Annotated in this window: 12 protein-coding genes; 3 read left to right on the top strand and 9 right to left on the bottom strand. The window is 36.3% G+C overall.

Going from position 1 to position 10,659, the window contains the following annotated elements:
- On the bottom strand, positions 1-1,188 hold a 1,188-nt coding region (locus RLO81_RS11175), incomplete at its 3' end, for a hypothetical protein (protein WP_350111493.1).
- On the bottom strand, positions 1,169-1,723 hold the full coding sequence (locus RLO81_RS11180) for an RNA polymerase sigma factor (RefSeq protein ID WP_350111495.1): 555 nt from the start codon (positions 1,721-1,723) through the stop codon (positions 1,169-1,171). The genes RLO81_RS11180 and RLO81_RS11175, both read right to left, overlap by 20 nt.
- 85 nt (positions 1,724-1,808) lie before the next feature.
- On the opposite strand from RLO81_RS11180, the gene RLO81_RS11185 reads away from it, so the two are divergent.
- Positions 1,809-3,089, top strand: coding sequence for a type IX secretion system plug protein (locus RLO81_RS11185; protein WP_350111497.1), 1,281 nt, complete (start codon positions 1,809-1,811; stop codon positions 3,087-3,089).
- Here the strand turns inward: RLO81_RS11185 and RLO81_RS11190 are convergent.
- The 4 genes from RLO81_RS11190 to RLO81_RS11205 all read right to left on the bottom strand — a co-directional run bounded on the left by RLO81_RS11190 (position 3,086) and on the right by RLO81_RS11205 (position 6,681).
- Complete coding sequence (locus RLO81_RS11190; RefSeq protein ID WP_350111499.1) at positions 3,086-3,886, bottom strand: CRISPR-associated endoribonuclease Cas6; 801 nt, start codon at positions 3,884-3,886, stop codon at positions 3,086-3,088. The genes RLO81_RS11185 and RLO81_RS11190 overlap by 4 nt on opposite strands.
- Positions 3,887-4,068: 182 nt before the next feature.
- Positions 4,069-5,166, bottom strand: a complete 1,098-nt coding sequence (gene ychF / locus RLO81_RS11195) for a redox-regulated ATPase YchF (RefSeq protein ID WP_350111501.1) — start codon at positions 5,164-5,166, stop codon at positions 4,069-4,071.
- Positions 5,166-6,266 carry an AI-2E family transporter gene (locus RLO81_RS11200; protein WP_350111503.1) on the bottom strand — a complete coding sequence of 367 codons (1,101 nt, stop codon included), beginning with the start codon at positions 6,264-6,266 and terminating at the stop codon, positions 5,166-5,168. Before RLO81_RS11200 ends, ychF begins: the two co-directional genes overlap by 1 nt.
- A 79-nt stretch (positions 6,267-6,345) precedes the next feature.
- Entirely contained in the window at positions 6,346-6,681 is a 336-nt protein-coding gene (locus RLO81_RS11205; protein WP_350111505.1) for a DUF3276 family protein, read from the bottom strand.
- A 151-nt stretch (positions 6,682-6,832) separates the two neighbouring features.
- Between RLO81_RS11205 and RLO81_RS11210 the strand changes: the two genes are divergently transcribed.
- On the top strand, positions 6,833-7,738 hold the full coding sequence (locus RLO81_RS11210) for a DUF58 domain-containing protein (protein ID WP_350111507.1): 906 nt from the start codon (positions 6,833-6,835) through the stop codon (positions 7,736-7,738).
- 2 nt (positions 7,739-7,740) lie between these two features.
- Here RLO81_RS11210 and RLO81_RS11215 read toward each other — a convergent pair whose 3' ends face one another.
- Positions 7,741-8,088, bottom strand: coding sequence for a 4Fe-4S binding protein (locus RLO81_RS11215; protein ID WP_350111509.1), 348 nt, complete (start codon positions 8,086-8,088; stop codon positions 7,741-7,743).
- A 109-nt stretch (positions 8,089-8,197) separates the two neighbouring features.
- Between RLO81_RS11215 and RLO81_RS11220 the strand changes: the two genes are divergently transcribed.
- A complete protein-coding gene (locus RLO81_RS11220) occupies positions 8,198-9,205 on the top strand; it encodes an acyl-CoA reductase (protein WP_350111511.1) in 1,008 nt (335 codons plus the stop codon).
- Between the two features lie 237 nt (positions 9,206-9,442).
- Here the strand turns inward: RLO81_RS11220 and RLO81_RS11225 are convergent, their stop codons facing one another.
- The gene (locus RLO81_RS11225) at positions 9,443-9,790 is read right to left on the bottom strand and encodes a T9SS type B sorting domain-containing protein (protein ID WP_350111513.1); all 348 of its coding nucleotides are present in this window, start codon (positions 9,788-9,790) and stop codon (positions 9,443-9,445) included.
- A 198-nt stretch (positions 9,791-9,988) separates the two neighbouring features.
- Positions 9,989-10,659, bottom strand: a 671-nt coding sequence (locus RLO81_RS11230; protein ID WP_350111515.1) for a hypothetical protein, incomplete at its 5' end; no start/stop codon positions are given.

Here is a 10,659-nt window from a genome sequence, read left to right on the forward strand (position 1 = left end):
AAAAAAATCGTTAGCCACACCAGCCGTTAGAAGTATGTTAAATTTTCTATCCAGAAGATAATATCCTGCCTGCACAGGTATGGAAACTGACTCATAAGTATTCTCGATTTCATAGTCATTCGTAATTGCCAAACTCTCCGAACTACTCAACTGATTGTAAGAACTAACCGCTCTTGCTTGCCCTGCATTGGCTACTACATTTGACGAACTGGAAGTAGTTTGCTGGAGATAATTCAAGCCACTGAAAATAACAACCTTTTCACTAATTTGTGAGCCAATATTTACCCCTACTCCTAGCGATGTACCACTGCGTTCTTGTCCAATTGTCAATGGCACATTTTCATTTCCGGTTGTATTTTCAACATCAGAAACAAGGCCACTGGGTTGAACATTTGCTGAAGAATTACTACTTACATTAGGATCAAAAGTTCCGGCAGACATATTAATGCCCGTCCATAACGATTTGCCCGATGACTTCTTTTTTGTTTGTGCCTGAGAATACCAAGGCACCATTCTCAGGTCAGCCATTTCAGGTTCTTCCTGACTCAAATCTGCCTGAAGAGATGTTATCTTTTTGGGAGATTCTTCAGACTCAGATAAGGTAAATAATTTACTTAACTCGCTTAATAATGTACCATTATCCTCAATGTTTGTGGCTGCAATCTGGTTGTCTGTTTGATTTGTCTCATCATTGGACTTAATCAATGAGCCACTTTTTGTTTTTGATAGGTTCTTCTCCTTACCAATCATGTAAGAGCCCGAATTATCAGCATTTCTATTAGAGATATTTTCTTTAGAGATATTTTCGTTATCTCGAGCGTCATTGCTGGCAATTATAGTATTAGCGCTATTGCCTTCCTGTTCAGTATTTGATAAATCATTTGATGTTGAACTTTCGACTTTCTCAGAAGTACCAACAGCTGATTCCTTTTTAGCAGAATAAGTTGAATTAGACTGATCACTTGTATAATACTGATACCCTTCCCAGGTGCCCACAATCATGGCGAAGGAGATAGATGCTGCGGCCATTAGTTTAAAAAACAAGAGCCTTCTCTTATTACCTTCATTTTCATTTCTTGCCAAGTGAAGCTCAATACCATCCCAAAGCTTATCTGATGGCGATATTTCTTTGCCCTCAAAAGCCATTTCCCATTCTTTTTCGAATCGTCTATTTTCTGGCGCGTTCATAACTTACTTTTTGTTCCTTTTCAATTCGTTCCTTTAAAAGCATTTTTGCCCTAGAATACTGAGATTTAGATGTACCTACACTAATGTTTAACATCTCAGCTATCTCCTTATGATTATATCCTTCTATCGCATATAGATTAAAAATTGCCTGACATCCTGCAGGTAATTCCTGTATCATCTGCAACAACTCCTTAAAATGATATGATGACAGAGATATTTCTGAGTGAAAATCATTATGCATACCCTCCACATCCACCATTGGAAACATATACAGCTTACTTCGCTGATGATTTAAAGCAGTATTCACCACAATTCTTTTTATCCAATACTTAATATCGGACTCACCTTTGTAGGTTTTAATCTTATCAAAAACCTTTATGAATGATTCCTGAATAATATCTTCTGCTTCCTGTCGGGCTTTTGAATAACGCAGTGCTACCACTAGCATAGCGGACACATGACGATCGTAAAGCTCTTTCTGAGCCTTTCGATCACCTTTAACACATCTCTCAATCAGATCCTTTTCAGAATGCATTACAATATTTTACCGCGGTGCATGTTTTAAAGACACAGCTTTCTATAAAAGAGTTGGAATAGGTATCTTCGTTTTTTTCATAATTATGATAAATACTAGTCTAACAACATTATTTCTCTTCTGCTCTCTCTTAATAGGCTCTGAAATATCCCCACAACAATCGGGCAAGAAATTATTGTATGAGGATGCCACCTATGAAGAAGAGATAAGAACTGTACTATTATATCCAAATTCAGGAAATCCAGGTGATGTTTTCTTGTCGCCAGTTGATCGCATTGGGTCTAGAAGATTAACCTTAGAATTTGATGATTTAGTTGAAGCACACGAACAATATCGTGTTAAAATAATACATTGCAACCGCGATTGGACACCCTCCGGATTAAGAACCTTAGATTACCTGTATGATTTTAACGAGTTCAACATCACTCAATATGAATATTCTACAGACACAAAAATCGGCTATATCCATTATACATTTAGGCTCCCTGCTGTAAAGCAATCGGGCAACTACCTATTGGTAGCATATCGTGGGACTGACGACAAGGACATTATTCTTACTAAACGTTTTATGATTTACAACCCTTCGGTAAGCATAGAAATACTTTCAAATCTCAATGGCCTCACTTCCATGAAAAGGGGAAACCAGCAGATAGATTTTAAGGTAAACTATGAAGACATTGAGTTAATCAATCCATTGGATAGAATCCGAGTGGTGCTTAGGCAAAATCAGCAGTGGTATAATGCGCTTATCATTGAAAAACCATCATTTTTTCGTAATCAGGAGTTAGTATATCAATTTTTTAATTTTGAGAATAATTTTAGTGCCGGAAACGAGTATCGATTTTTTGATATGCGTTCGCTTAGATACCCAGGCCAAAATATTGAAAAAGTTGATTTACTGGTAAGGCCTTCCCGGGCTTATATCATGACGGAAGGCCCAAGAATTTACCAGGCGTATGCTCAATATGATGACATCAATGGCAATTTCTATATTCAGAATCAGGATACAGGAGGCAGCTCTGAATCGGACTATCTCTATACTAAATTTTCTCTTGCCTTAAGAGAACCAATTGGTGGAACGATACACGTAGTTGGCAAAATGAACGATTATAAACTTGATGAAACATCTCAATTAACCCTAGATAGCCGTACTAGAACTTATACTAATACACAATTATTAAAGCAGGGGTTTTATAATTATAAGTATGTTGTAAAAAGCGATACCCTCAATTATAATTATCTGGAGGGAAACCATTTTGAGACTGAGAATCAGTATGAAATCTTTGTTTATTACAGCCCACCTGATTTAAGAGGAGATTTACTTGTAGGGTATTCGGAATTAACTTTAAACGAACGCCTTAATTAGGCATAAGAAAATTCGTAATTCAAAACCCGTTGGCTAGGGTTAGAATTGGCCACATCGAGCATACCGAAGCCCTTATGTGTGAATTGGCCCAACCCGCTGTGGAACACAAATTCCTGCACCTTAGGTGCTGCGTACATTGTAAATGGAAAGGTATAGCCACGCACTTCATATTTCACATCCTGATCAAACACAGGGTAAATCCGTGCAAACTTCTTTTGAGCAGCGGTAAGGCGGGCCAAGTAACTCTTATCAGGCACTATTTGAAACTTATAAAAACTTTTGATCTCTTCCTCACTGAACCTTCCTGTTTCTTGCATCCGTTGAATTGTAGAGTCGTAGAGCATATCTGAAAAAGTATCTGTTTCTGGCTGTATAAACCTTTTGGCCGTGCTATCATTAAATGATGAACTCAATAAAACTAATGGGCTAATACAGATAAACTTAATGGAGTCTTCAAATTCAATAGTTTCTTCCAGTTCAACAGACTCTGGTTTTAAGAAAAGGGTACCTATCTCCACCTGCTCAAAGTTGAATAGGTTTTTCAGGAAATAATCTATAAAATCTTTATTTGGGCTGGATAAAACTAATGTAACTCTGGAAGAATAAAAATGGAGGCCTTTACGACTCACTTTTGTCTGACCTTTAAGTCCGGAGAAGTTATACAGAGTGTAGTTGATCATTTCGGAGTTTTGACCTTTCATCAATATACCTTTGATCATCTGCGCAAGCATAAATTGATGATGAAAAGGGACATGACTTCCCCTATTTTTTAATGCAAAAACAATACGGACTCTCAACTGTCTAAAAATTACCGTTTAAAAAAATAGGTACCGGTTCAAAAAAGAGGTATCTCTAAAAACGTTCTATCTCAAAAATCTGCCGCTTTATTAAATAAACCAGTTATTACAACTGCAAATAGTCATTAAAAATAAAATTAAAAAATCAATTCTGAAAGCCTAAATGGCATTATCTGCACAAACTAGACGTTAAATCGAAAGTGCATTATATCGCCATCGTGCACTACATACTCTTTGCCTTCAACAGCCATCTTACCAGCTTCTTTACAGGCAACTTCAGTTTTATATTTTTGATAGTCTTCTAACTTGATTACTTCGGCTCTAATAAACCCTTTCTCAAAATCGGTGTGGATCACACCTGCAGCTTGTGGAGCCTTCCAACCCTTTCTAATGGTCCATGCACGTACCTCAGTTGGTCCAGCTGTAAAATATGTGATTAAATTCAATATAGAATATGCAGCCTTTATTAATTTATTTAATCCAGATTCTTTTAGGTTATATTCAGATAAGAACATTTCACGTTCATCAGCATCTTCAAGCTCAGCAATTTGAGCTTCTATTGAGGCAGATACAACTACTACCTCTGCACTCTCATTTTTTACACCTTCTTTCAGGCGCTCAGAATGTTCGTTTCCATTTGGCAAGGCAGATTCCTCTACATTAGCAACATAGATAACAGGCTTTGCTGTTAATAGCTGAAGGTCTGCCACTGACTTTTTATCTTCTGCATCTAATTCAATAGTTCTGGCATTATTACCAGATTCGAGATGTTGTTTATATTTCAGGAGTATTGCTAAGTCTTTTTTAGATTTGGCATCTCCCGACTTTGCTTGCTTTTCTATCCTTGAAATCTTCTTATCTATAGATTCTAAATCTTTTAACTGAAGCTCTATGTCAATAACTTCTTTATCTGACAAAGGGTCTACCCTACCATCAACGTGTACAATATTATCATCGTTGAAACATCTAACTACGTGTGCAATGGCATCTACTTCCCGAATGTTCGCCAAAAACTGATTCCCCAGCCCTTCTCCTTTACTTGCCCCTTTTACCAGGCCCGCTATGTCCACGAATTCTATTGTTGTTGGCAGTACCTTTTGTGGATTAACAAGTTCCTCTAATACATGAAGACGCTCATCTGGTACTGTAATTACGCCTACGTTTGGCTCGATTGTACAAAAAGGAAAATTAGCTGCCTCGGCCTTGTTATTTGAGATTGCATTAAATAAAGTAGATTTTCCAACATTAGGAAGACCAACAATACCACATTTGAGTGCCATTAAATCGTATTTTTCTGGGTTTTAAAAATTTTATAGCTTCTGTAACCTTCGTATAACTCTGTAAACGAAACTCGAAGTACGGTGTAACAAGGTATAGCCGCAACCATCCCTGGTATGCCTGCCAGCGAAGCGCCCGCAAATATAATTATAAAAATCTCCAAAGGATGTGCTTTTACACTTTTAGAAAAGATAATGGGCTGTAGAAATACATTATCTACAATTTGAACTCCTGCAAAGACTGAAATTATTTTCAAAATCAAGAAAATAACATCCTGAAAATTGGTTAGATCGATTCCGGTTGAGATACCTACAATAATACCGAAACTTGCTCCCAGAATTGGCCCCAAATAAGGAATAAGGTTAGCTACTGCTGCAAATAATGCAATGGTTAAAGAGTATTTAACACCTAATATACTTAACCCCAATGCGGCCAGACTAAATACTGAAAACATCTGTATGAGTAGTCCTGTAAGGTAATTCGATAGTAGTTTTTCAATTTTATTATACGCTGTAATTGTTACTTCAAAGTATTTATTTGGAATGAAGGAGATAAGTTTTTTACGCATACTACCCATTTCGTATAGAAGAAAGAAAGAAATGAAGGATACGGCTAAAATACCAATGAAGAACTTACCGGTGAGTGCTATTAAAGCATTCAATATATTAGAAAACTGAACCTCGGACAAGAAGTTCAAAATGTTGCTTTTTAGGTTATTTACAATAAATCCTGGCTCTTGTGAAGTGAGTTCATTGGCAATCATAAATGATTCAAGACTCTGAAGAGGTATGGTTAATTTTTGATAGAGGTCATCATAATTAAGTGATGACAGAACTTCTACCTGCTCAGAGATAAGTGGGATAAAAAGTATAAAAAATGATACCATGAGAGCCACTAAAATGCCAAAAGATAGAATTACAGCCACAAGCCTGGGCAACCTTAAGCCAAAAAACTGTGCTGTAGATAAATAGTGCATCAAAGGCCTAAGAATGGCACTTAACACAATAGAGAAAGCTATGTACAAGAATATATCAGAGAATATCCATCCTGCAAAAATAAAAAGTGCTGTAAACAGCAAAATATAGATGATTGTATTGCGCATAGTGCCTTATGTGGCAAACATAATAAAAAACCCCGTTTCAGGTGTGCCGAAACGGGGTCTTGTATATTTTATTGCATTATTAATCCCACTTCAATTCTGAATCTACGCTTGCAGTGGTCTCATCTTCATTATTTCTATCAAACTGTTCAAAATCAACATCTGGAAGCAACTCTTCCTTTACGTGATTCACAGTATTGTTTAATGCCTCCTGAAATTTATTGAAGTCTTCTTTGTAAAGAAATATTTTATGTTTTTCGTAAGTATAGCCATCATCTTTGTATCTTCTCTTGCTCTCAGTGATGGTTAAATAATAATCATTTGATTTCGTTGCTTTAACATCAAAAAAATAAGTTCTTTTACCGGCCCTTACTCTCTCCGAATAAATTTCTTCTCTTTCATTGTTATTCTCTTCCACAATCCTAAAGTTTAGTTAACAAATTTTGCCCTCTTTTTAAATTAAACAGAAGCTAAATATAGTATAATATTTATATTTAAAGCAAACACACCTTGTTAATTGTAAAACATTTTCAAGAATATTACGTTATGCCACCCTTTTATATATTACTATGAAGTTAGAGCTGTCAAAAATTCGTGAAGTAGGTAATCTCACAATCTTAGCAAGACAACTGGTAGAAGGTTTTGTTACGGGACTTCATAAATCGCCCTACCACGGTTTTAGTGTAGAATTTTCAGAACACCGGCTTTATAATACTGGTGAGAGCACAAAGCACATAGATTGGAAAGTTTATGCTAAAACAGACCGACTATATACCAAGCGATTTGAGGAAGAAACCAATTTACGTTGTTTGATTGTTATTGATGACAGCTCATCGATGCATTATCCCGTGGAATCGAAAGCTAAAATAAAATTTAGCATTGTAGCCGCTGCTTTACTGGCATATCTTCTCCAAAAACAACGTGATGCCGTGGGTATCTGTTCTTTTAGCGATCAGATTGAGCTAATGACAGAACAAAAATCCACTTCTACCCACTTAAATAAGCTATTAAGTGAGCTTCAAAATTTATATGACAACCCTTCTACCCTTAAGAAAACTCAAACTGCCAGTATTTTACATGAAATAGCAGGGAAAACTCCCAGAAGATCCCTAATCATTTTATTTACTGATATGTTTGATAGTGAAGAGAATCTTGATGAGATATTTTCAGGATTGCAGCATCTTAAACATAATAAACATGAAGTTCTCCTATTTCACGTAACTGACCGGAAAACAGAATTCAATTTTGAATTTGAAGATCGGCCACATGAGTTTATCGACCTGGAAACTGGCGAAAAAATTAGACTGCAACCTTCTGAGGTGAAGGATCATTTCAGGAAATCAGCAGAAGATTTTTATAAAAATCTGAAATTAAAATGCGCTCAAATGAAAATCGACCTCATAGAGGCCGATGTAGAAATAAGTTATCATGAGATACTCAAAGCATATTTAATCAAACGATCAAAAATGCATTAGAGCTATTCGTTATGTAACCAAGCTTTTTTATCCAGTAATTCTTCTTCGGTTTCTTCATAATCAGGATCAGGAACGCAGCAGTCCACAGGGCATACAGCCGCACACTGAGGTTCTTCATGAAATCCCATACATTCTGTGCACTTGCCAGAAACAATGTAATAGAACTCATCTGAAACCGGCTCTTGCAGCTCCTTGCCATCGATAACAGCTCCACCTTCCATTTCAACTTCCTTTAAATCTGTACCGCCACTCCAATTCCATTCTATACCACCTTCATAAATCGCGGTGTTTGGGCACTCCGGCTCACAAGCTCCACAGTTTATGCATTCATCGGTTATCATTATTGCCATAGTAATAGCACGTTTTAATCTTCAGTTAATTTTAGAACTTTGCAAAAGTATAAACTATCTACATGTCTACAAACAACAACCTTAATGGTTTAGTTTAAAATAAAACAGAATGACTTTAGAAGAAAGAATAAATGCGTTTAGTCAACTTGGTGACAAGTTAAAATCATTAACTGACGAAGAGTTTGAAGACCTGGCTCTAAACGCTCAAAATGGCAACTCATGGTTTACTTATGAGAGCGTAAGAAGTGCCATTGACGGTATAATTACATTTCTTGATAAACCAACACTTAATAAGTGGTCATCAAAATATACGCTTAGCAAAGATTCTAAAACAATTGGAACAGTAATGGCAGGAAATATTCCACTAGTTGGTTTCCACGACTTGTTATGCATATTAATCAGTGGTCATTCTATCAAGGTAAAAATGAGTTCCCAAGATTCTGTTTTGATGAAGTTTATTATTGACTCACTCATAGAAATAGATCCAAGGTTAGTACAAAAAATTATTATTGTTGAACGATTAAAAGATATTGATGCCATTATTGCTACAGGTAGTGATAACTCCGCAAGATATTTTGAGTACTATTTTTCAAAATACCCACATATTATCAGAAAAAACAGAACGTCTATCGGGGTATTAAATGGCAAAGAAACGCGGCAAGAGCTAAAAGAATTAGGGCAAGATATTTTTCAGTATTTTGGGTTGGGGTGCAGAAATGTATCTAAATTATATGTTCCTGAAGGTTATAATTTTAATTCCTTCTTCGAATCCATTCAGTCATTCCAAAGTGTAGGCGATCATCATAAGTACAATAACAATTATGAATATAATAAATCCATCTTCCTTGTAAACAGTGACAAACATTTGGACAACGGCTTTTTACTATTGCGTGAAAGTAGCAACCTGGTCTCTCCACTAGCTGTGTTGTTTTATGAAGAATATTTAGATCAAGATTCATTAAACCATACATTGGAACGAGCTCAGGAAAAAATACAGTGTGTGGTCAGTAATAACAGATGGTACAAAAATTCATTCGACTTTGGTGAAGCGCAATTGCCAGGCATAAATGATTATGCTGACCATGTAGATACGATGAAGTTTTTAAACTCATTATAACAAAGAGTCTTTCTAAAAAGTCCTTGACTAAAAAAGAAAGCCAAGTATAATTTGGTTTAAAAATGTTTAGTTGAGTAAGTCCTTTTAAGAGACTTCTTATGATCTAAAATGGTCAAAATCACGACAGAGTTCACAGAGACTCACAGAGTTGAGTAATCGAAACAAAATGATTTTGAATAAAAAAAGAGGCTGACCCTTTTGAGACAGCCTCTTTGTTATTCTCTATAATTCTACTGCTTAGGGAGTATTTCCGCGAATAATTTCAACCCAACCTGTGTAAACTTCCCCATTGGATTCAACTTTGTAGAAGTATAAACCATCAGGCGTGTCTCCACCTGACCAAAATGCATCTCTACCATAGTTATCAGATTCGAAGACCGTTTTACCCCACCTGTTATTAACTACTACCTGAGTATTACCATCATCGATGTTGATCATTTCAAAGGTGTCATTCATGCCGTCTCCATTTGGTGTAAACACATTAGGAATGATTACTCTGCGATCTAATAAAACTTCAATAGGTGTAACTAATAACTCACAGCCTAGGGCATCGGTTACCAGCAATTCATAGGTGCCAATATCCAAGCCATCAATTTGCGTAAAGAATCTGCTTTCAAATTCATTAAAGTCAGCTTCCCTATCAATTATTGGATTATTATTACCGATCTCAAACAGGGTTACTACATAAGGCTCACTTCCACCTGAAATTTGTTGGATTTCAAAGGCGCCATCAAATTCTCCAGGTAATGTTGAGGTAGAGTCGTGTGGCGCAATCGGGGTTGGTTACGTTGCGGTAATTGGGTTTGTCTGTTGTGGCACAATATCATCAGGCGTATCAAAATCCACTGTTTCTGTTGACGAAACCGCACCACAAACTGTTTGATCCTGAGTTAATTCAAATAAATATCTATTTCCCGAATTAAACACACTTGAGAAGATATTATTTTCCGACTCTGCTATGGCTCTTCTTTGAGTTACACTCAAATCTAAGTTAAACGGAATATTTGCCAGTTCCTGCGATGCATCGTTAAAATCAAGAACTCTAAGTACAAAGGATTCACTACCTATGTTGTTTTCACCAACAATTTGTGATAACTCCAGTTCATTAAAAGGTTGGTTATTATTACATGATGTTATGATATCAGCATTAAAGGTAATAGGTACGGAACCTCCTTGTATGGCAAAATCCTGAGTTACATCACATACGCCCTCTATCGTTGAAGAAACGATAACTGTATACTCACCAGAAATTAAAGAACTTGTAGTAGGAAAATCCCTCAAATCACCTTGCCAATTGGAATCTGAAGCAAAGTCGACAGCTATTGTGTCTGTTGGATTGTCCTGATCAACAATTGTAACTGTATATGGTGGTTGAGTAACACTCGTATTCAGTTCTAACCTTAGTTTTCCATCTGTTGGGTTAAGGCAATCAACATCGATTGGGATAAGTTGAG

The sequence above is a fragment of the Fulvivirga sp. genome (assembly GCF_040220315.1).
In the GTDB taxonomy this organism is placed as follows: Bacteria; Bacteroidota; Bacteroidia; order Cytophagales; family Cyclobacteriaceae; genus Fulvivirga.